At 62.1% G+C, this 20,454-nt stretch carries 18 protein-coding genes and 1 pseudogene; 8 read left to right on the plus strand and 11 right to left on the minus strand.

What is annotated here, in order from left to right; all coding sequences use genetic code 11:
• Positions 1-86: 86 nt before the first annotated feature.
• From rplI to rpsF, 3 genes are all read right to left on the minus strand, one after another.
• Positions 87-671, minus strand: a complete 585-nt coding sequence (rplI, locus tag FJW03_RS04915) for a 50S ribosomal protein L9 (protein ID WP_140765538.1) — start codon at positions 669-671, stop codon at positions 87-89.
• A 226-nt stretch (positions 672-897) separates the two neighbouring features.
• Entirely contained in the window at positions 898-1,146 is a 249-nt protein-coding gene (gene rpsR / locus FJW03_RS04920; protein ID WP_006203718.1) for a 30S ribosomal protein S18, read from the minus strand.
• Positions 1,146-1,646 (minus strand): 30S ribosomal protein S6, encoded by a 501-nt coding sequence (gene rpsF / locus FJW03_RS04925; protein ID WP_140610839.1) that lies wholly within the window; start codon positions 1,644-1,646, stop codon positions 1,146-1,148. Before rpsF ends, rpsR begins: the two co-directional genes overlap by 1 nt.
• A gap of 220 nt (positions 1,647-1,866) precedes the next feature.
• Between rpsF and FJW03_RS04930 the strand changes: the two genes are divergently transcribed.
• Positions 1,867-3,819: a pilus assembly protein gene (locus FJW03_RS04930; RefSeq protein ID WP_226890585.1), complete on the plus strand. Its 1,953-nt coding sequence runs from the start codon at positions 1,867-1,869 to the stop codon at positions 3,817-3,819.
• Between the two features lie 34 nt (positions 3,820-3,853).
• On the opposite strand, the gene FJW03_RS04935 is transcribed toward FJW03_RS04930, so the two are convergent.
• Positions 3,854-5,806, minus strand: coding sequence for an LTA synthase family protein (locus FJW03_RS04935; RefSeq protein ID WP_140765655.1), 1,953 nt, complete (start codon positions 5,804-5,806; stop codon positions 3,854-3,856).
• A gap of 254 nt (positions 5,807-6,060) precedes the next feature.
• Between FJW03_RS04935 and fabD the strand changes: the two genes are divergently transcribed.
• The 4 genes from fabD to fabF all read left to right on the plus strand — a co-directional run bounded on the left by fabD (position 6,061) and on the right by fabF (position 9,579).
• Complete coding sequence (gene fabD / locus FJW03_RS04940; protein WP_140765540.1) at positions 6,061-7,008, plus strand: ACP S-malonyltransferase; 948 nt, start codon at positions 6,061-6,063, stop codon at positions 7,006-7,008.
• A gap of 57 nt (positions 7,009-7,065) precedes the next feature.
• Positions 7,066-7,803, plus strand: a complete 738-nt coding sequence (gene fabG / locus FJW03_RS04945; RefSeq protein ID WP_140696360.1) for a 3-oxoacyl-[acyl-carrier-protein] reductase — start codon at positions 7,066-7,068, stop codon at positions 7,801-7,803.
• A 242-nt stretch (positions 7,804-8,045) separates the two neighbouring features.
• Positions 8,046-8,282, plus strand: a complete 237-nt coding sequence (locus tag FJW03_RS04950; RefSeq protein WP_006203723.1) for an acyl carrier protein — start codon at positions 8,046-8,048, stop codon at positions 8,280-8,282.
• Between the two features lie 34 nt (positions 8,283-8,316).
• Positions 8,317-9,579 (plus strand): beta-ketoacyl-ACP synthase II, encoded by a 1,263-nt coding sequence (gene fabF / locus FJW03_RS04955; protein WP_140610836.1) that lies wholly within the window; start codon positions 8,317-8,319, stop codon positions 9,577-9,579.
• Here the strand turns inward: fabF and FJW03_RS04960 are convergent.
• Positions 9,567-9,851, minus strand: a complete 285-nt coding sequence (locus tag FJW03_RS04960; protein WP_226890587.1) for a hypothetical protein — start codon at positions 9,849-9,851, stop codon at positions 9,567-9,569. The genes fabF and FJW03_RS04960 overlap by 13 nt on opposite strands.
• Between FJW03_RS04960 and mltG the strand changes: the two genes are divergently transcribed.
• From mltG to gmk, 3 genes are all read left to right on the plus strand, one after another.
• A complete protein-coding gene (gene mltG, locus FJW03_RS04965; protein ID WP_226890588.1) occupies positions 9,838-10,944 on the plus strand; it encodes an endolytic transglycosylase MltG in 1,107 nt (368 codons plus the stop codon). The genes FJW03_RS04960 and mltG overlap by 14 nt on opposite strands.
• 157 nt (positions 10,945-11,101) lie before the next feature.
• Positions 11,102-11,992: a YicC/YloC family endoribonuclease gene (locus FJW03_RS04970; RefSeq protein ID WP_140696354.1), complete on the plus strand. Its 891-nt coding sequence runs from the start codon at positions 11,102-11,104 to the stop codon at positions 11,990-11,992.
• Between the two features lie 21 nt (positions 11,993-12,013).
• Positions 12,014-12,670, plus strand: coding sequence for a guanylate kinase (gmk, locus tag FJW03_RS04975; RefSeq protein WP_140765657.1), 657 nt, complete (start codon positions 12,014-12,016; stop codon positions 12,668-12,670).
• 38 nt (positions 12,671-12,708) lie between these two features.
• Here the strand turns inward: gmk and rsmA are convergent, their stop codons facing one another.
• The 6 genes and pseudogenes from rsmA to lptF all read right to left on the minus strand — a co-directional run bounded on the left by rsmA (position 12,709) and on the right by lptF (position 20,334).
• Complete coding sequence (gene rsmA / locus FJW03_RS04980) at positions 12,709-13,548, minus strand: 16S rRNA (adenine(1518)-N(6)/adenine(1519)-N(6))-dimethyltransferase RsmA (protein WP_140765544.1); 840 nt, start codon at positions 13,546-13,548, stop codon at positions 12,709-12,711.
• Positions 13,549-13,573: 25 nt separating this feature from the next.
• Positions 13,574-14,590: a 4-hydroxythreonine-4-phosphate dehydrogenase PdxA gene (gene pdxA, locus FJW03_RS04985; protein ID WP_181169137.1), complete on the minus strand. Its 1,017-nt coding sequence runs from the start codon at positions 14,588-14,590 to the stop codon at positions 13,574-13,576.
• Positions 14,591-14,603: 13 nt separating this feature from the next.
• Entirely contained in the window at positions 14,604-15,536 is a 933-nt protein-coding gene (locus tag FJW03_RS04990) for a peptidylprolyl isomerase (protein WP_181173281.1), read from the minus strand.
• Between the two features lie 88 nt (positions 15,537-15,624).
• A pseudogene (locus tag FJW03_RS04995) lies at positions 15,625-18,050 on the minus strand (LPS-assembly protein LptD).
• The gene (lptG, locus tag FJW03_RS05000; protein WP_181165658.1) at positions 18,050-19,135 is read right to left on the minus strand and encodes an LPS export ABC transporter permease LptG; all 1,086 of its coding nucleotides are present in this window, start codon (positions 19,133-19,135) and stop codon (positions 18,050-18,052) included. The pseudogene FJW03_RS04995 and the gene lptG overlap by 1 nt, the downstream one beginning before the upstream one ends.
• Positions 19,132-20,334 carry an LPS export ABC transporter permease LptF gene (lptF, locus tag FJW03_RS05005; protein ID WP_140765550.1) on the minus strand — a complete coding sequence of 401 codons (1,203 nt, stop codon included), beginning with the start codon at positions 20,332-20,334 and terminating at the stop codon, positions 19,132-19,134. Before lptF ends, lptG begins: the two co-directional genes overlap by 4 nt.
• Between the last annotated feature and the right edge of the window lie 120 nt (positions 20,335-20,454).

Here is a 20,454-nt window from a genome sequence, read left to right on the forward strand (position 1 = left end):
CGGGCGAGAGGCCCGGGCATTAGTCCAGAATTGACTGGAAAGCGGCAGGGTGGTCTGAGTGCCGGTCCGGCGCCCAGACTGTCCCGTCAGGCGTTGTCTTCGCCGCCTTCGAACTCGGCGTTCGGATCGAAGAAGTTTTCCGGTCGCGCATTGTCGTTGATGTCGTCGCCATAGATGGCTTCGGCGGTGGTCAGCGTCTCGCCCTTGGCTTGGCGCTCGGCCTCGTCGGCCGTGCGGGCGATGTTGAGCGTGATCGTGACTTCGACTTCCGGATGCAGCGCGATCGCCACATTGGTGAGACCGATTGTCTTGATCGGCTGGTTGAGTTGGATCTGGTTGCGGTTGACCGTGAAGCCTTCCGCCGTCAGCAGATCGGCGATGTCGCGCGTCGACACCGAACCGTAGAGCTGACCGGTCTCGCCAGCCGAACGGACCGCGATGAAGCTCTTGCCGTCGAGCTTTTCAGCAACCTGGCTGGCTTCCGACTTGCGCTCGAGATTGCGGGCTTCGAGCTGGGCGCGCTGGCCTTCGAACTTCTTCTTGTTGGCTTCGTTGGCGCGCAGCGCCTTGCCCTGCGGCAACAGGAAATTACGGGCAAAGCCGTCCTTGACCTTGACGGTATCGCCCATCTGGCCGAGGCGGGAAACGCGTTCGAGAAGAATGACTTCCATGGTTTTGTTCCTTTGGTTGGACGCCAATCCCCGGGATCGACGCCGAATGTCTGTGGAACAGGTCAGGAAGCTCTGGGCACGACGTGGCGCCGGTGTCGCTGTCCTGCCTGTTCAGGCAGTTAGGATATCTTTCGAAATCCAACTCGGGATTTTTGGTTCGGAACCGGTCGCGCCCGTCGCGATCGGCAGGAAAAGCGGGCGGTAAAACCGCCCGCTTGGATCGTATTTAACGGACCACGTAGGGCAGCAGGCCAAGGAAACGGGCGCGCTTGATCGCCTTGGCGAGCTCGCGCTGCTTCTTCTGGCTGACGGCGGTGATGCGCGACGGCACGATCTTGCCGCGCTCGGAGATGTAGCGCTGCAGGAGACGCACGTCCTTGTAGTCGATCTTGGGCGCGTTGGCACCGGAGAACGGGCAGGTCTTGCGGCGACGGTGGAACGGGCGCCGGGTCGGGATCTGATTGATGTCGACCATTATTCTGCACCCCCTTCAAAGCCTTCGCGCGGACGGCGCGGACCACGCTCGCCACCGGCATCACCGAAGCTGCGCGGCGGACGATCGCCACGGTCGCCGCGATCGCGGTCGCCGAACGAACGTGGGCCACGATCGCCACGGTCGCGGTCGCCGAAGCTGCCGCGCTCGGAGCGCTCTTCGCGCTTCTGCATCATGGCCGAGGGACCTTCCTCATGCGCCTCGACCTTGATGGTCAGGAAACGCAGGACGTCCTCGGACAGACCCATCTGGCGCTCCATCTCGTTGAGCGCGGCCGGCGGGCAGTTCAAATCCATGAGTGTGTAGTAGGCCTTCCGGTTCTTGTTGACCCGGTAGGTGAGGGACTTCAGTCCCCAGTTCTCGACCCGGCCGACAGACCCGCCATTCGCTGCGATGACGCCCTTGTACTGTTCGACAAGCGCATCGACCTGCTGCTGCGAGAGGTCTTGCCGGGCAAGAAACACATGTTCGTAAAGAGCCATTATGTCTTTCGTGCCTTTCTTCGTTTCTCTCCCGGTTCCCGGCGGCAAAAGCCTCTGCAACTTCTCTGACCCGTGGAGCCCAACAAGGCGCGGGGAAGAAAGGAGCATGACGAGACGGTCGAGAGCGGAGACACGGGAGGCGGAAGCGCTTCTGGCTTCACACGAAGGCTTTTGATAAAACCTCCGCCCCTCCGTTCAGCCCCCAGCTGGGACCGGCAGATTGGCGGCGTCTATACAGCAATCCACTGATAAAGCAAGGGCAAGCGGCATCCCCGATGTCGCAGGGCGCTGGAAAACCAAGCGGCGGCGTCGGTATGGCCCGGCGATTTTCCAGCAACCAGCCCTTAACCACAATGTCAGGTTGTGCAGGGTTGAGCCTCTCCGTCAACGGTCGGTTCATCATGGAAGGGGCAAAAACTCGGACAACCCGCATAACAAGCGGCAAGCATTTCCGGGGGTAAGAATGCTTCTCAACAGGTTCTGGCGCTCCACGAGCGGCAATTTCACGCTATTGCTCGCCCTGGGCCTGCCGGCCATCTTGTCAGCCGTGGCCTTCGCGGTCGACGTGTCCACCATCATGCGGGCAAAAAGCAACCTGCAGAATGCGCTCGACGCGGCAAATCTTGCGTCCTCGCATCTGGGCGATCTGGACATTACCCGGACCGACGCCTTCGACCGTTACTTCCAGGCCAATATTGCCGGACATGACGAACTCACCAACGCACAGGCGACGCTGACCGTCGACAGAGGCGTCAATTTCATCAAGACAAAGGCTGTCGCCTCGGCGGACGTCAATCTGAACTTCGCTTTCCTGTTTGGCCGGAACAAGCACATCGTGGTCGATGCCTCGGCCGTCGAATCGAACAACCAGCTCGAGGTTGTGCTGGTGCTGGACAATACCGGCTCGATGGCCGGCGCCAAAATTGCTGCCCTGAAGACAGCGACGGACAATCTGCTCAGATATCTGGAAACGGCACAATCACCAACACGCAAGGTCCGCGCGGCACTGGTTCCGTTCGTCACGGCCGTCAATGTCAATGGCGACGGCTTCGACCCATCCTGGATCGACATGGACGGCAAATCATCCACCAATGGGATCAATTTTCCCGTCATCAATGGCAAGCGTCCCAATCATATGGCGCTGTTCAGACAATTGATGAAAGACCCGGCCTCGGCCGCCAGGTTGACCGGATGGAAGGATGACAAAGGGATCGACACGGGTTGGAAAGGCTGCGTCGAGGCGCGGCCCGGCTCCTTTAACATTTCCGATACGTCGCCTGACCCGTCTTACCCCGACACTCTGTTCGTGCCGTACTTCGCGCCGGACAGTCCAGGGAACGGCACGAAGCCTTCCGGCAGCTATTCAAACGACGCCAATTACTACAACAACTCTTTTGTCGACGACGTCCCCGACCAGACCAAGCTTGCTCAGAATGGGGGATTGAACATTCTTGGAATAGATCTGAGCGGCTTGCTTGGAAGCGACGCCAGCCCGTCGAAGAAGGATCTCGAAACAATCGCCAAGTATGTCGCACCGCAGAACACCGCCATCGCCACCGCTGCCACCACCGATCCGAATGCCTTGCAATTGACGGTGGGGCCAAACCGGTCCTGTCCCTCGCCGGTCGTTCCGTTGACGGAAGATTTTACGAAGCTCCGCAAGGAGGCCGCCAAGATGCTTGCCTGGGCCGGGTCGGGCACCAATGTTGCCGAGGGCCTCGCTTGGGGCCAGCGGGTGTTGTCGCCGTCGGCGCCATACACTGAGGGAACGCCGTGGAAGACGCCTGGGGTAAGCAAAATCGTCATGCTGCTCACCGACGGTGAGAACGTGGTTTATGGCGCCAGCAAAGAGACGACCAAGTCGGACTATACCTCTTATGGTTATCTCGCGGGTTCAGGCTATGGAACTGCCGGTCGGCTTGGATCGGACAATCAGACGACCGCCGCGCGCAATGTGGACGGATGGACCAAGAGCGTCTGCACGCAGTTGAAAAATCAGGGCGCAGAGATCTACACCATGGTGCTGCAGTCCGACACCGCGGCCAACCGCACGCTTTACAGTGCCTGCGCCTCGGATCCCAGCGACTACTACGCAGTCAATGATCCGAACAAACTGCCAAACGTTTTCGAGCAGATCGCCAGCAAGTTCTCGAAGCTGCAACTGACCAATTGAACGCTCGATCTCGTTGCTGAACGATGGCGCCGGCTCAGCTCGTATGGGCGACGACCTTGTTGACCGTCTCGGGGAAGAAATCCGGCGCCGCGTGGCGCTTGCCGAACATCATATCGTACTGGATCAGCTGGAAATCGCGGATCGCCGGGTCGATCTCCTTCTGACGCGACCAATCGGGCGTGGCTTGGCCAGTCGGTGTCAGCAGCAGGTTGCGGTCGACCACGCGGTAGCGCTCCCGCATCTCGCCCAGGAAACCGGTGTAGTAGGGATGGGTGATGCCCGCGGCCGTCAGGATATGATAGGGCAGGAATGCCGGGCTCACCGTGCCGAGGTCCTTGATTGGACCGGAGCGGTTCGACCAGACGACCAGCGGTGTCTCGTGATGTTCAAGGGCCGCTTCCGGCGTCGGCTCCTTGCGTGGCGCGACGTTGTCCTTGAGGAACCCGGTCTCGACATAGACCGGCCCCAACGGCGGCAGATGGTCGCCGAAAAAGGCGATGATCGTTGGCCGCTCGCGCTTCTTGGCCCATTCGATCAGTCGGTCAAGGCCGCGGTCCGCATCGGCCGAACCCTCCGCATAGCTCAGCAGCGAATCGCGCGCCCACTGGCTGATCGGCGCCTGTACCGAGTGGGTCGGGTTGTTATAGCGGTTCGGCTCATAGGGGCCGTGGTTCTGCAGGCTGACGGCGAAGAAGAACACCGGATCGTCGCTGGCGTCGGCTTCGCGGATGATCTCATCCGTCATTGCCGCATCCGATGCCAGCGGTCCGCGCTTTTCCATGGGCGGCAACGTCTCTTCCGACTTGAAATCGTTGAAACCGAAATCGGCATACACCGCGCCACGGTTCCAGAACCAGTTGGTGCCTGGATGGATGGCACGCGCCCTGTAGCCTTCACTCTTCAGGAAGGTCGCCATCGAAGGCGTCGGCGTGCGCACATATTGCTGGTAGGGGATACTGCCGGCCGGCAGGAAAGCATTGGAAAAGCCGGTCAGCGCCTCGAATTCGATGTTGGCGGTCATGCCGCCGAATTCAGGCGAGAACATCGAACCCGAACGCAATCCCCGCACTGTGGGAGTGGGATCCGGCGTGATGGCGACGCCAGGCAGCTTGGTTGGGTCCCAGAAGGATTCGCTCATGACGACGATGATGTCGGGCTTGTCATCGGGCACCGATGCTGTCGTCCGCGGCCGGTCGATCGCCGCGATTGCCTTGTCGGAATAGCCTGAGGGGGCCGAGACATGGGCCATCGGCACGTTAAGCGCGAAGGCGAGCGCAAAGCCGTTGGAGGCATAGTTTTCCTTCTGGTCCCACATGATCGGGATGATCTGCAGCCGGTCCCGGGTCCACGAGAAGGTGGCGTAGTCCATGATCGAGACGAAGAAGGCGAGCAGAGGCACTGCCAGCGTCAGCCGCGCAAGGCGGCCTTTGCGGCTGAGGGCCGGAACCTTGCGGTGCCACAGCCGCCAACCGTGGACGAGCAGCGACAGTCCGACGACGATGCCCACGACCATGGCCAGCGCGGTCATCGGCCGTTCGCGCACCAGGAGCGGCAGCAGGGCGAAAATCTGGCGAGCGTAGAGGAAATCTGTCGGATAGAGCGGATCGCCAAGATAGTGCGATTTCTGATGACCCACAAAGGCCAGCCCCAGGGTCAACGGTGCGACAATCATCAGGCTCTGGTGACTGCGGCCGAGCAAGGCGTCGAGGCCGATCAGGATCAGGGCGAACACGACGATGGTCGTCCAGCCCGGCTTGAGCGGTTGAAGAAAGAAGGAAACAGTGCCGGCAACATCGCCACGCACGATCAGCTCGATGGCGAACACCAGGACGGCGGAGATCAGCAGGCTGACCAATCCGTAACGGACGACCGGCCATCTCCGGCCCGGCAAATAACCGGTGGACGGATCGTCTTCCAGGAACTGCGGCGCGGCCTCGCCGGCGCGTTTCGAATTCTTGGCCACCTTAGCTTCCCCACCCAGCGACAAACGCGTCACTCGACTGTCATGAAACTGTCACGCCAAGCTAGCGCCTGTATCGGAAATAAGAAGAGCCAGCAAACGAATCGTGAGCAGTTTTCATCAGGAGTGATCGCGAAAAGCCCTTTTGGAACAGGCACTCGGCAGAAGGTTCCGACCTGAGGCTTGTTTGAAGCGGGCTTGACTTGACCGGCTGCCTTGCGTCACAGGCAAGGAAAATACGTGTTATCAGGCAAGCAGAACAAGTCTTCGGGAGCCCTCGCATGGCCGTTGCATTCACCTTTCCGGGACAAGGCAGCCAGGCTGTCGGCATGGGCAAGGATATCGCTGATGCCTTTCCCGAGGCGCGCAGGATATTCCAGGAGGTCGATGACGCGCTTGGCGAAAACCTGTCGAAGCTGATCTGGGAAGGTCCGGAGGAGACCTTGACGCTGACGGCCAACGCGCAGCCGGCTTTGATGGCGGTATCGCTGGCTGCGATCAGGGCACTGGAATCGCGCGGTTTCTCGTTGAAAGACAAGGTCGCCTATGTCGCCGGCCATTCGCTGGGCGAATATTCGGCGCTTGCCGCCGCCGGCTTCGTTTCCGTCGCCGATGCCGCCCGGCTGCTGCGTATCCGCGGCAATGCCATGCAGGCGGCAGTTCCAGCCGGCGAGGGCGCCATGGCGGCGATCATTGGGCTGGAGCAGGCCGATGTCGAAGCCGCCTGCACCGAGGCCGCGCAAGGGTCCGGCAAGGTCTGCCAGATCGCCAATGACAATGGCGGCGGCCAGTTGGTGATTTCCGGTGCCAAGGCGGCGGTCGAACTGGCGGCGAAACTTTGCACCGAAAAGGGAGCCAAGCGGGCGCTGATGCTGCAGGTCTCGGCTCCCTTCCATTCGGCGCTGATGGCGCCGGCGGCAGAGATCATGCGAGACGCGCTGGCCGGAGTGACGAAGAATGCACCTTTGGTTCCTGTCGTCTCCAATGTGTCGGTGACACCGTCGAGCGATCCGGACGAGATCGCGCGGCGCCTGGTCGAGCAGGTGACCGGTCGCGTTCGCTGGCGCGAGACGGTGGATTGGCTTGGCGCCAACGGTGTCGCCACGCTCTACGAAATTGGTGCCGGCAAGGTGCTTTCGGGCCTGGCGCGGCGTATCAACCGCGACATCGCCACCGCATCGGTCGGTTCGGCGGCTGAAGTCGAGGCAGCATTGGCCGCGCTTGCATAAAGCGCCATTTGATCCCATCCCTATAGAGGCTGTGCTCTTCTCAACCTGGAGACAAAAATGTTCGAATTGACCGGCCGCAAGGCGCTCGTCACCGGTGCTTCGGGGGGGATCGGCGAGGCGATCGCCAGGGTGCTTCACGCACAAGGCGCCATCGTCGGCCTGCACGGCACGCGCGTCGAGAGGCTGGAGGCGCTGGCCGCCGAACTCGGTGACCGGGTCAAGCTGTTTCCGGCCAACCTGTCCAACCGCGACGAGGTCAAGGCGCTTGGCCAGAAAGCGGAAGCCGATCTCGAAGGCGTCGATATCCTGGTCAACAATGCCGGCATCACCAAGGATGGGCTGTTCGTGCGCATGTCGGACGCCGACTGGGACACGGTGCTCGAAGTCAACCTGACGGCCGTGTTCAGGCTTACCCGCGAACTCACCCACCCGATGATGCGCCGCCGCCACGGCCGCATCATCAACATCACTTCTGTCGTCGGCGTCACCGGCAATCCCGGTCAGACCAATTACTGTGCCTCCAAGGCCGGCATGATCGGCTTCTCCAAATCGCTGGCGCAGGAGATCGCCACCCGCAACATCACCGTCAACTGCGTCGCTCCGGGCTTCATCGAATCGGCGATGACCGACAAGCTCAACGACAAGCAGAAGGAAGCGATCATGGCGGCGATCCCGACGCGCCGTATGGGCACCAGCGCCGAAGTGGCCTCCGCTGTGGTCTATCTCGCTTCCAACGAAGCCGCTTACGTCACCGGCCAGACCATTCACGTGAATGGCGGCATGGCGATGATCTGACGAATGCCATCCAGAAGCGCGCAGCGGTTTTGGGGCAATGACAGGCAAGGCCAGCACGCTGTGAAAACAGACCATTTCGGCTTGGACCTTGCCCATTTTTCGTGTAATGCGGCCCGCAACCCGGCGGTTCGGGCAAAAACCGGTCCGTAGCCGTTGCGTTTCCGGCAGGACCATCTTTCAACTTGATTAGCGGCATTCTGCCCGCTAACGAAGACAGACAAACAAAAGACGAGGATGCCCAAATGAGTGACACCGCAGAGCGCGTCAAGAAGATCGTCATCGAGCACCTTGGCGTCGATGCCGACAAAGTGACGGAGCAGGCGAGCTTCATCGATGATCTGGGCGCTGACAGCCTCGACACGGTTGAACTCGTCATGGCGTTCGAAGAAGAATTCGGCGTCGAGATTCCCGACGACGCAGCCGAGACCATTCTGACCGTTGGCGACGCTGTCAAGTATATCGACAAGGCTTCGGCCTGACGCATTCTGCAGTCATCACCGGGGAGGACCTGCGATGAGGCGTGTCGTCGTCACGGGCCTTGGATTGTTGTCGCCTTTTGGCATGGGCTTCGAGCACAGCTGGAAGGAACTTCTGACCGGCCGCAGCGCCGCCAGGCGCATCACCGAGTTCGAGGTGGAAGATCTTGCCTGCAAGATCGCTCACGTCATTCCGCGTGGTGACGGCAGCAATGCCACCTTCAATCCCGAGGCCGTGCTCGAGCCGAAGGAACTGCGCAAGATCGGCGACTTCATCCTGTACGGGATTGCCGCCGCCGACGAGGCGCTGAAGGATTCCGGCTGGCAACCGAAAACCCATGCCGAACAGTGCGCCACCGGCGTCCTGATCGGCTCGGGCATCGGCGGCATCGAGGGTATCGCCGAGAATGCGATAATCCTGAAGGAGCGCGGTCCGCGCCGCATCAGCCCGTTCTTCATCCCGGGTCAGATCATCAATCTCGTCTCCGGCCAGGTTTCGATCCGGCACGGGCTGAAGGGCCCGAACCATTCCGTCGTCACGGCCTGTTCGACCGGCGCGCACGCCATTGGCGATGCGGCCCGGCTGATCATGTGGGGCGATGCCGACATCATGGTCGCGGGCGGCGCCGAAGCGCCGGTGACGCGGCTGTCGATCGCCGGCTTCGCCGCATGCCGGGCACTGTCGACCGAGCGCAATGATGCCCCGCAGACGGCGTCGCGCCCGTACGATCGTGACCGCGACGGCTTCGTCATGGGCGAGGGTGCCGGTGTTGTCGTGCTGGAAGATCTCGAGCACGCCAAGGCCCGCGGCGCCAAGATTTACGCTGAGGTGACCGGCTACGGTCTCACTGGCGATGCCTATCATATCACCGCACCGGCCGAGGACGGCGACGGCGCTTTCCGTTGCATGGCCGCGGCGTTGAACAGGGCCAAGCTTACGCCCGCCGATGTCGACTACATCAACGCGCATGGCACTTCGACCATGGCCGACACGATCGAACTCGGCGCTGTCGAGCGGCTGGCCGGTAATGCCGCCTCAAAGATTTCGATGTCGTCGACCAAGTCGTCGATCGGCCATCTCCTGGGGGCGGCGGGTGCCGCTGAGGCGATATTTTCGATCCTCGCTATCAGGGACAATATCGCGCCGGCGACCATCAATCTCGACAACCCTGAGCGCGAAACGGCGATCGACCTGGTGCCCAACAAGCCTCGCTCCCGCCAGATCGACGTAGCATTGTCCAACTCCTTCGGCTTCGGCGGCACAAACGCTTCGCTCGTGTTCCAGCGCTACAATGGCTGATCGTCCGGCTGCCGGACGCCGCTTTGGCGTGCCGTCAATTTTGCCATATTCGCCTCTACTCTGCCGCAGGGGATTCGTTGAGAGATCAAACGGTAGGGCGAAATGAACACAAATCCGGCGGGCAACGGAGAATCGGGGCAGCGGCCCGCTAACACCGGGCCGATCGTACCGAAGACGGCCAGCGAGGCCTTGCGACCGGAAGCTGGAACGCCGCCGCCGAAGCGCTCGCGTGCTTCGCGCAGCCAGGTCGTCGTGTTCATGAACTTCGTCATCTCTTTGGTGATCCTGACGGTTCTGGCGGCAGGCGCGGCGCTCTATTTCGGCAAACAGGAATTCACCGAGCCCGGCCCCTCGGCCAATAGCGACACCTTCCTCGTCAAGCCGAACACGGGCGTCCAGGACATCGCCGACCAGCTTGAGCGCCGCGGCCTGATCACTGACGCCCGCGTATTCCGTCTTGGTGTGCGCGCCTTTGGCAATGATTCCGCACTCAAGGCCGGCGAATATGCGATCAAGCCCCGGGCATCCATGCGCGACATCATGGAGTTGCTGAAGAGCGGCAAGTCGGTGATGTATTCGCTGACCATTCCGGAGGGGCTGACCGTCGAGCAGGCACTGGAGCGCATCGCCGACGAACCCGCCTTGAGCGGCGTCATGCCCGCGGCCATGCCGCCGGAGGGCAGCCTTGCCACCGACACGCTGCGCTTCACGCGTGGCGCGACGCGCCAGCAGATGATCGACAAGCTGCTGGCCGATCAGAAGAAACTGGTCGATGAGGTATGGCAGCGGCGTGCGCCGGACCTGCCGCTGGCCAATGTCCAGGAATTCGTCACCCTGGCCTCGATCGTCGAGAAGGAAACCGGCAGGGGTGACGAGCGTTCGCGCGTTGCTGCCGTCTTCCTGAACCGGCTGGCCAAGGGGATGCGCCTGCAATCCGATCCGACCATCATCTATGGTCTGTTTGGCGGCAAGGGAAAGCCCGCCGACCGCCCGATCTACCAGTCCGACATCCAGAAGCTGACGCCCTACAATACTTATGCGATCAGCGGCCTGCCGCCGACACCGATCGCCAATCCGGGCCGTGCGGCACTTGAGGCCGTTGCCAATCCATCCAAGACCGACGATCTCTATTTCGTCGCCGACGGCACAGGCGGTCACGTTTTTGCCGCGACGCTTGATGAGCACAATGAGAACGTTGCCCGCTATCGCGCGTTGCAGAAGAAGCAGGCCGATGAGGCGGCCAAGGCCGCCTCGGCCGCTGGTACCAGCGGCAACAATGCGGACAAGCCTGCCGACGGCAGCGGAAGCGACACCAGCGGTGGCGACAATGGCGACGCCGGCGGCGATGCGGGCGCTGCCCAGTAAGAGGAAGAAAGGCGTTGCCCGCAAGGCGACGGCCTGACATTTGAAGGAACGCCAAGCGTCGGATTTCGATGCACGCGGGCGTGATCGTTTTTACGCAGCACTTGCCCTTGTCCGGAAAACCGGTTTCGGGGTGATGCGCCAAGGATATGCAGGCGACATGAATTTGCAGAGCATGACCGGATTTGCCCGCGCCGTCGCCGAGCATGACGGCACCTCCATCGCTTGGGAGGTCAAGTCCGTCAACGGCAAGAGCGTCGAGGTGCGGCTGCGGCTGCCGCAAGGTTTCGAACGGCTGGAGCCGGCGGTCAGGCAAACACTGCAGAAGCGTTTCGCCCGCGGCAATTTCCAGGCGACGCTGACCATCGGCCGCGCTGCCGGCGCGCAGGCACAACCCGTCGTCAACGAAGCGTTTCTGAAAGACCTTGCGGGTCTTGCCAAGCGATTGCAGGAGCAGTTCGGCGTTGCCCCCGCGACCGCCGACGGGTTGCTGTCGCTCCGTGGCGTGCTCGACATTCCTGAAACCGTCGAGACTGAAGAGGCGCGCACCGCGCTTGACACCGCCATCATGGCTGCGCTCGACGTGGCGCTGAAGGGCCTGGAACAGGCACGGCACGGTGAGGGCGCTGCACTGGCTCTGCTGCTGTCCGGCCATATTGACGTCATCGAGGTATTGACGCTGCGCGCGGAAGCGGACTCGTCGCGCGATCCGGCGGCGATCCGCGAACGCATCGGCGAACAGGTCAGGCTGTTGATGGACGCGTCCGCCAATCTGGACGCCAGCCGGCTGCACATGGAGGCGGCATTCCTCGCCACCAAGGCCGATATTCGCGAAGAGATCGACCGGTTGAAAACGCATGTCGCGTCTGGCCGAGCGCTGCTCACGGGAGGCGGCGCGGTCGGTCGCAAGCTCGATTTTCTGGCACAGGAATTTAACCGTGAATCGAATACGCTGTGCTCGAAGTCGAACGCCGCCGCCGTCACCGCGATCGGGCTGGAACTGAAGGCCGTGGTCGACCAGTTTCGTGAACAGGTCCAGAATCTGGAGTAGCCGATGGTTGCCAAGGAACCGATGGTTCCCAGGGATTTGGGGTCCCGCATTCGCCGCCGGGGGCTGATGCTCGTCCTGTCGTCGCCGTCAGGTGCCGGCAAGTCGACAATCGCGCGCAATCTTCTGGAAAGCGATTCCAGCCTCGAACTGTCGGTCTCGGTCACCACAAGGCCGCGCCGCGGCAGCGAGATCGAGGGCGTTCATTACCATTTCCGGACGATGCGCGAGTTCGAGCGGCTGCGCGATTCCGACGCGCTGCTCGAATGGGCCGAAGTGCACGGCAATTGCTATGCGACGCCGCGTGAGCCGGCCGAACTGGCGCTGGCGCAGGGACGCGACATGCTGTTCGACATCGACTGGCAAGGCGCCCAGCAACTCAAGGAAAAGATGCGCGCCGATATCGTCTCGATCTTCATCCTGCCGCCATCGATGAAGGAGTTGAAGTCGCGGCTGAAACGCCGCGCCGAGGACCAGGAAGCGGTGATCGAGACACGGCTGAAGAACGGCCGTACGGAGATCGAGCACTGGAAGGAATATGATTTCGTCATCGTCAATGACGATCTCGACCGTGCCTTCGCCGAAGTGCGCGGCATCGTTGTTGCCGAGCGGCTGCGGCGGGACCGCCGGCCCGGTCTGTTCGATTTCGTCTCCGGCCTGCTGGACGAGAAGACGGCGTGAACGCCTCCTCCTTCTCCCCGTAAACGGGCAGAGGGAAGCTACGCAGCATTGGTCAGCCGCACGAATTCCTCCACGCTGAGTGTTTCGGCGCGTCGGGTCGGATCGATGCCGGCGCGTTTCAGCAGGGCCTCGCCGCCGAGGCTTTTCACGCTCTGCCGCAGCATCTTGCGGCGTTGGCCGAAGGCGGCTTCGGTGACGCGGCCAAGTTTTTTCACATTGGCGGGCAGGGGTGTCGCGCGTGGCTCCAGATGCACCACCGAAGAGGTGACCTTGGGTGGCGGCGTGAATGCCTGGGGCGGCACATCGAAAGCGATCCTGGCCTGCGTGCGCCAGCCGGCCAGCACGCCAAGCCTGCCATAGGCATCGCTGCCAGGCGCGGCGACGATGCGCTGGGCCACCTCGCGCTGGAACATCAGCGTCATCGAGGCGTAGAAGGGCGGCCAGTCCGGGACCGTCAACCATCGGATCAGCAGTTCCGTGCCGATATTGTAGGGCAGGTTGGCCACGATCCGCACCGGGCCGCCATGTCCGTCGGTCGCGGAAGCAAGCGCGGCGAAGTCAGTCTTCAACGCGTCGCCGGAGATCACCTCCAGCCGGCCGGGATAATGGGCGGAGACTTCCGCAAGGGCGGCCAGGCAGCGTTCGTCGCGCTCGATGGCGACGACCCTGCGGGCGCCGTTGGAAAGCAGCGCTCTTGTCAGTCCTCCAGGTCCCGGCCCAACTTCGATCACCGTGGCATTTGTCAGATCGCCGGCGCTGCGCGCGATCTTGCCGGTCAAGTTGAGGTCGAGCAGGAAGTTCTGGCCGAGCGCCTTTTTTGCCTGCAGCCCGTGGCGCTCGATGACGTCGCGCAGGGGCGGCAGCCCGTCGATGCTCATGCCCGAAGATCCGAAGCTGGAGCGCTCATACGGCCGCAGCCTCTTTGTCGGTGTCGGCGAGCCTTCTGGCAAGCTTCAGCGCCGCAATCAGGCTGTCGGGCCGTGCAATGCCCTTGCCGGCGATGTCGAAGGCGGTGCCGTGGTCGGGCGATGTGCGGATGAAAGGCAGGCCGAGCGTCACGTTGACCGCCTCGTCGAAGGCCAGCGCCTTGGCGGGGATCAATGCCTGATCGTGATACATGCACAGCGCCGCGTCGTAACCTGCTCGCGCCCGGATATGGAACAGCGTGTCCGCCGGCAGGGGGCCGAAAGCATCGATGCCTTCGGCGCGCAGGATATCGACCGCCGGGCGCACGATACGCTCATCCTCCAACCCCATGGAGCCGCCTTCACCCGCATGCGGGTTGAGGCCGGCAATGGCGAGCCTCGGCTTGGCGATGCCGAAGCGGCTGGCGAGGTCAGCGGCGGTGATGCGCGCGGTCGCGACGATCAACTCGCTGGTCAAAACCTTCGGCACCTCGGCCAGAGCGATGTGTATGGTGACAGGAACCGTGCGCAGGTCGGGGCCAGCCAGCATCATCACCGGCATCACCTCGACGCCGCTGTGCCCGACCGCCAGATAGGCCAGATATTCGGTGTGGCCGGGGAAGCGGAACCCGGCATCGTAGAGCGGCTTCTTGGCGATAGGGCAGGTGACCACAGCCGCGGCCTCGCCGGCAAGGCAGGCAGCGACAGCGCGGTCGATAGCCTCGATGGTGCCGGCTGCGTTGGCCGGATCCGGCAGGCCGGGGCTGTCGATAAAGTGGGCCGCCAGTGGAACGATCGGCAAGGCATGGGCGAAGATCTGCGCCGCTTGCGCGGGAGTTGTCTCGACGATCGGCACCGACACGCCGAGATGACTTGCCCGCGAGGCGATCAGCGCCGGATCGGCCAGCAGATAAAAGGCCGGCAAGGCAACAGCCTCGCGCGCCAGGAAGGCCGCGACGGCGATTTCAGGGCCGATGCCGGATGGATCGCCGACGCTCAACGCCAGCGCGGTCATCGCGCTGCTCACGTCAGCGCTTGACGATGCGGGCTTTCGCCTTCAGCTCGTCGACATACTTCTTGCTGAGATCCTCGGCGGCCTTGTCGTTGGAGCCTTCGCTCTGGAACACCATCTGGGCAGCCTTGTCGTCGGACACTTCGCGCGAGGAGCAAATGCCAATGAACTCGACGCCGCGTTCGGTCTCTCGCGTGGTGGTGGCGCCGCCGACCTTCGTCGCCTTGATCTGCTCGGCCCAGTCGGCCGGCAGCTGCGGTGCCAGCACCCGGCCCAGGTCGCGAACGGTGACGTCGATCAGGCCCTTGGCAAACTCGCGCGTCGTGTTGCAGCCATTGAAGCGGGCACGCATGGCGTCGGCCTCGCGCTTGCGCTTGGCCAGCGTCGCGCTGCGTTCGGCGGGCGGCACGACGAAGATGACTTGCTGCAGCATGTACTCGGTGGCGCTTGGCTTGGCTCCGCCCTTGTCGAGCATGCGCCTGACCGCATCTTGCTCGGTCACGCTGCCGCCTTCGCCGGAACGGTAACGCGCGCTCAAGGCCTGGCTCCAGGCCATCTGGGCACGGATGAATTCCTTGAAATGGTCCTTGCCGACACCGGACTTTTCCATGACGCCGTCAAGCTGGCCGAGTTGCATCTTGTTGTTGGTGGCGAAGCGCTGATAGGCAGCCTGCACCTGGGCGTCGCTGATGCGGATACCAAGCCGCCTGGCCTCGGCCAAGCGCAGCGTCTGGTCGATCATTTCCTGGGCAGCGTCGCCCTTCTTGTGCTGCAGCTTCAGGAACGCGGCACGATGCGCGATATCGCCGCTGGTGACGGGTATGTCGTTGACGACGTATTTGATCTCGCTGGCGAAAGCTGGCGGCGTCATGACGGTCATTGACACGGATGTCGCCGCCACAAGCAGCGCGAACCCTGCTGAAAAGAGGTATTTCCTCATCGTTAGCATCCCAATTCTATCCCGGTCCCGCCCAATTTCGTCCTCTTCCGGGTGCGCGAATCCGTGCCAGCCCTATGCGGCAAAACGATGTCGCCGACTACTGGATGGTGTTGACTGCGTTGGTCGACGAGCCGAAATCGCCGAGGGTGCGGAACGACAGATTGAAGCCGATGCTCTGCGTCACCTCCCTGGTGTTGAGGTCGCGCGACTGCGAGTACGTCATCAGGTAGGTGAAGCAGGAATCGTTGTAGGCGAAACCGACCCCGTCCTTGACCCAGGGCCTTCCTGCAGGTCGTAGGTTCCCGTGCCGAACACACGCCAGTTCTGGGCGAGATGTGTCGACGCTCCGAGTGTGACCTCGTGACGGTCGGTGGTGAAGCCATAGAGCGGCTGGGCCTGGATGAAGGCATATTTGGCGCTCAATGACACCGGCAGGCCCGAATAGGCAGCCTTGAACTCGGCGCGGCGAATCTCGAAGGACTGTTCGTCGAAGCGGCCGCTGACCGAGGCCGCGAAGCCGTTCGGGCTGTTGATGCCAAAGAGGCCGACATAGTCGGACGTGGTATTCTGAAGGCCCGAATAGGCGCCGACATTGACCAGATCGGGAGCGGCGAAGGAGTTCTCGCCGCCAAGCTGATAGGATTGGCCGAAAATGGCGTTGGTGCCCCAGCCATTGATGTAGGAGCCGGAATAGCGCAGGCCGACATTGGCGCGCGAACCGCCTTCCACACGGTCGTAACCAGAGAACTTGTCGCGTTCGAACAGGGTGGTCGCGTCGAACACCATGCTCTGGGCGTCTTCGTTCGGGACGGAGAGGCCGCCGACATATTGTTCGTTCGGCCGCATGAAGACCTGCGCCATCGGCTCGAAGACATGGCTGGATCCGCTGGCCATGGAAAACAGCACCGGCCAACGCATTTCAAGCCCGGCGGTCGCCATGAAGCGGGCAAAGGACGAGCGCATATCCTCCTTAGAGTTTATGTCAGGGTTGGCCGCCATTTCTTGTATCGCGGCAAGCGAGCCCGATGAGGCGTTGAGATAATCGACGTCGCCCTGCAGCGCCAGCAACGGGGTCAGCACCAGCCCCCCCTCAGTGACGAATGACCGCTTCCACTCGGTTTCGGCGGTCAGGCGCCCGGACTCGCCTTCGATGCCGCGCACACGCTGTACAGGCGTAGCGGAGTTGTATGGTACGTTGAATGCCTGATCGAGATCGTCGCGGCGGATGACCCGCGTGTTGACATTGAACGACAACTGGCCACCGGCGACCGAAACATCGGGAATGTAGGCATAGTCGAGCGACGGCAGCACCCAAGGCTGCTGGCCGCTGCGCGCAGCGGGATTGCTGTTTAGAGTATTTTCCTGGACGTCGAAATGCATGGCGCGCACGTCGAAATAGTTGCGGCCATTGAGGCCCGTCAGGTAAACCGACGACTGGTGAACGGCGGCGTTGTATTTGCCGATATTGTAGGTGCTGGCGAAGTTCTTGTCGGTCTGCAGCAGCACATCCCAGCCGAAATCCCAGCGCTCGTTGATCGCGAATTGCCCCTGCGTGCCCATCATGCCGCGAAACTTGTTCGGATCGCCAGCTGCACCCGAACTGACATTGCGGCCGGCGCTGTCGATGAAGGCGTCGGGATTCCGCTGCTGAATGCCGGCGATCTTCAAACTGTATTCGCCATTGTTGAAGCGCTGCCGCCACTCGGCCTCTCCAAGGAAGCCCTGCTTGGTGTAGCCGCTTCCCGTCACCGTCAGGTCATAAGTCGGCGAAAGGGCGAAATAATAGGGGATCTTGACGCTATACCCCAAGTGGCTGTTGTAGTTGACGCTCGGGATCAGGAAGCCGCTCTTGCGCTTCACCGTCGGGTCGGCGATCTCGAACGCCGGCAGGTAGGCGAGCGGAAAGCCGAAGAATTCGAAATTCGCGTTCTCGAAGCGAACCGTCTTCTTCTCGCCGTTCCAGATGATCTTCCTGGCCTTCACGCGCCAGGTCGGCGCCTTGTCGGGCTTGTCCTCGCACGGTTCGCAGGCGGTGTAGACGCCATTGTGGAAGGTGGTCAGCACGCCACCCATGCGCTCGGCGCTCTCGGCGGCGAAATAGGCCTTGTCGACGGTTTCAACGCGAAGCGCGTTGACGAAACCGTCGGCGAAATCGTCAGTAATGTCGATATGCTGTGAATTGATCTTGGTGCCGTCGCTGTTGACGATTTCAACATTACCGCTGGCAACCATCCGCTTGGTGTTGCGGTTGTAGACCACCTTCTGGGCGACGAGGCGGTTGCCGCCATAGTCGATCTGCACGCCGCCGATAGCGGTCACGGTCTGGTTGTCGTTGTTGTACTCCAGCGTGTCGGCCGCCAGCAGCATCTGCGAGCCGGACGGAACCTTGGTCGCCATGTTGCCGACATCCTGCGCGAACGAAGGCAACGGCACGCCACAGGCAAGCAGGCACGCCAAGGCGCTCGCCGCATAGAGGCGCGCCAAATTGGCCTGCCTGTTGCTGGGCAAAAACGCCTCCCTCACTAGCCGTCTTCCTTGTATAGCAGGAAAGTCACCCCGAAGAACATAGCTACTACGACCGGCACCCAGGCGGCTATCGCGGTCGGCACGAACCCCGCCACGCCGAATGCCTTCACCAGCACCGAAACGACATAAAGCAGAAACCCGGCAACGACGCCACCCAGAATCATCGTCGCCGATTGCCCCATCCTCGCAAATCTCATTGAAACTGTTGCCGCAATCAGCGTCATGGCGACGAGGAGGAACGGCAACGCCACCAGCGAATCAAACTGCATGGCAAAGGCATTTGCCTTGAGGCCGAAGGAACGGGCAACCTCGATTTTTCCGGGCAGGTCGTAGAAGGGAATGGTTTCCGGGCGCGCCAGCCGTTCCTGTACGAATTCTGGTTTCAGATTGGTCGGCACACGATCGCTCGCCGTGGGCTGGATGGTGCCGTTCCTGAAGGTCTTCACATCCTGCAAATCCCAATAGCCGTCGCGCAGGTAAGCACGCGCGGCGTCCTTGCGCTCGACGATATTGCCTTGCGGGTCGAGGATGAAAAAGACGGCGTCGGCCATCTCCAGGCCTTGGTTGAGGATGGCCCGCGCGCCGATGATGGTGTCACCGGAACTGGTTTTCTGGCGGATCCAGGGGGCGGCATCGGCCGAAACCGTATTTGATTTGCCGGAGCGCAGCTGGGTCTCGATCTGCTCGGACCAGGAGAAGGCATGCGCGGCCAGCGGGTTGATGAGCCCCACCGACACGAAGCCGAACAGTAAAGCCCCGATGCAGCATGGCAAAAGAAACTGCCAGGCGGAAACGCCGGCGGACCGCGCGATGACCAGCTCGTAGCGCCGGTTGAGCGAAACCAGCGTCGCCATGGCCGAGAACAGGCCGACAAACGGTACCGTCTGCAGCATGATCATCGGCATCCGAAGGCCCGAAATGGCCATCGCCGTCCCATAGGTGAAGCCGGGCAGACCGGTGGTGCGACCGGACAGCTCGGTGAAGTCAATCAGGAACACCAGCGCCAGCAGGCCGATGAAGAACCAGATCGTGATCGCCACGTAGCGGAAGAAGAAATAACGGCCAAGCGTCCAGCCCATCAGCCGACCCCTTGACCTGAAGTGTCGCGCCTGGACCAACGCAATTTGAGGGCGTTCCAGCCATCACCGAGACGGCTGGCCAGGTTCGTCATCCAATCGGCCCAGGCCACCGGCAGTTCCATGGTCCGGTTGGACACGATGAACCAGATCGCCACGGCGGAAGCCACGATGGGCACGCCATAGACCATATAGGCATATTGCGGAATCTCGTCGGCCTTGCTGGCGGCAAAGAAGCCAAGCCAGCGTACGAACAGGGATATCGCGATGGCCGTGATCAACGGATTGACGCGCGCCTCGCGATGTGAGCGCGCGTCCCCCGCGACCGCGAGCGCGATCAGGGCAAAGACCATCGAATAGGTCCATTCCGAAAACCGCTGGTTGATTTCGGCACGGTATTCGTTGGGGATTTGTTGAAAATTCTTGTCGTTGGGGCTTGGATTGAGCAGGTACTGGGTGGTCTGGTCCTTCGGCAGGAGCGTCACCTGGCCGGCCGCCGACATGAAGGCCGACATGTCGAAGGCATAGGACGTGAACCGGATGACCGACAGGTCCCCGGTCAGCGTTTTGCGGTGGATGACGCCGTCATTCATCATCAGCACCTTTTCGCCGCCGCGTTCGACGATGCTGCCGGTCTTGGCGTAATAGACGAGATTGACGCCTTCCTCACGCGAATCGGCGACGAAGATTCCGCCCAGCCGATTGTCGGGAAGCCGCTCGCCGATCTGCAGGAAGAGCCCGTCCTCGATCTTCCGGAACGTGCCTTCCTGTATGATCAGCGACAACAGATCCGCGCGCGACTCCGCCACCAGGGCGCGATTTTTCTGCCGTGCATAGGGGTCTATGCCATTGTCGACCGCAAAGGAAAAAACGCTGGCCGCAAGGGCGAGAAGCATGATTGGCCGCACGATCGTCCAGCGTGAGGCGCCTGCGGCGTTGACGACGGCGAGCTCGGAATCCGAATTCATGACGCTGAGTGTCTGGGCGACCGCCACCACGAGCGCGAAAGGCACGACGATCGGGATGATCGAGGGAAGGATGAGGGCCGCGACCTCGAAGAAGGTCAGTGACGACTGGCCGCTGTCGGTGACCAGATCGATCTTGGCCAGCACCTGCGTCGTCCACACGATGGCCAGCGTCCAGACCAGCGCCGCCAAGAAGACCACGAAAGCGCGGCGCATGATGTAGCGTTCAATGACCTTCATGAAGGCTTTACTCGATTTTCTCGAACGGCATCATGCCACCACGCTAAGGGTAGCTGTCCGGCGACGCCCGCACAACTGGCTCCGTTGGGCTGCATCGGGCAGGCGATCCGGTTCCCGTCC

The sequence above is a fragment of the Mesorhizobium sp. B4-1-4 genome (assembly GCF_006439395.2).
Classification (GTDB): Bacteria; Pseudomonadota; Alphaproteobacteria; order Rhizobiales; family Rhizobiaceae; genus Mesorhizobium.

Bases quoted from the DNA above. Each gene is read 5' to 3' on its own strand.
- rplI (WP_140765538.1), bottom strand. From the start codon at position 671: ATGGAAGTCATTCTTCTCGAACGCGTTTCCCGCCTCGGCCAGATGGGC.
- rpsR (WP_006203718.1), bottom strand. From the start codon at position 1,146: ATGGTCGACATCAATCAGATCCCGACCCGGCGCCCGTTCCACCGTCGC.
- rpsF (WP_140610839.1), bottom strand. From the start codon at position 1,646: ATGGCTCTTTACGAACATGTGTTTCTTGCCCGGCAAGACCTCTCGCAG.
- fabD (WP_140765540.1), top strand. From the start codon at position 6,061: ATGGCCGTTGCATTCACCTTTCCGGGACAAGGCAGCCAGGCTGTCGGC.
- fabG (WP_140696360.1), top strand. From the start codon at position 7,066: ATGTTCGAATTGACCGGCCGCAAGGCGCTCGTCACCGGTGCTTCGGGG.
- FJW03_RS04950 (WP_006203723.1), top strand. From the start codon at position 8,046: ATGAGTGACACCGCAGAGCGCGTCAAGAAGATCGTCATCGAGCACCTT.
- fabF (WP_140610836.1), top strand. From the start codon at position 8,317: ATGAGGCGTGTCGTCGTCACGGGCCTTGGATTGTTGTCGCCTTTTGGC.
- mltG (WP_226890588.1), top strand. From the start codon at position 9,838: ATGAACTTCGTCATCTCTTTGGTGATCCTGACGGTTCTGGCGGCAGGC.
- FJW03_RS04960 (WP_226890587.1), bottom strand. From the start codon at position 9,851: ATGACGAAGTTCATGAACACGACGACCTGGCTGCGCGAAGCACGCGAG.
- FJW03_RS04970 (WP_140696354.1), top strand. From the start codon at position 11,102: ATGAATTTGCAGAGCATGACCGGATTTGCCCGCGCCGTCGCCGAGCAT.
- gmk (WP_140765657.1), top strand. From the start codon at position 12,014: ATGGTTCCCAGGGATTTGGGGTCCCGCATTCGCCGCCGGGGGCTGATG.
- rsmA (WP_140765544.1), bottom strand. From the start codon at position 13,548: ATGAGCATCGACGGGCTGCCGCCCCTGCGCGACGTCATCGAGCGCCAC.
- pdxA (WP_181169137.1), bottom strand. From the start codon at position 14,590: ATGACCGCGCTGGCGTTGAGCGTCGGCGATCCATCCGGCATCGGCCCT.
- FJW03_RS04990 (WP_181173281.1), bottom strand. From the start codon at position 15,536: ATGCTAACGATGAGGAAATACCTCTTTTCAGCAGGGTTCGCGCTGCTT.
- lptF (WP_140765550.1), bottom strand. From the start codon at position 20,334: ATGAAGGTCATTGAACGCTACATCATGCGCCGCGCTTTCGTGGTCTTC.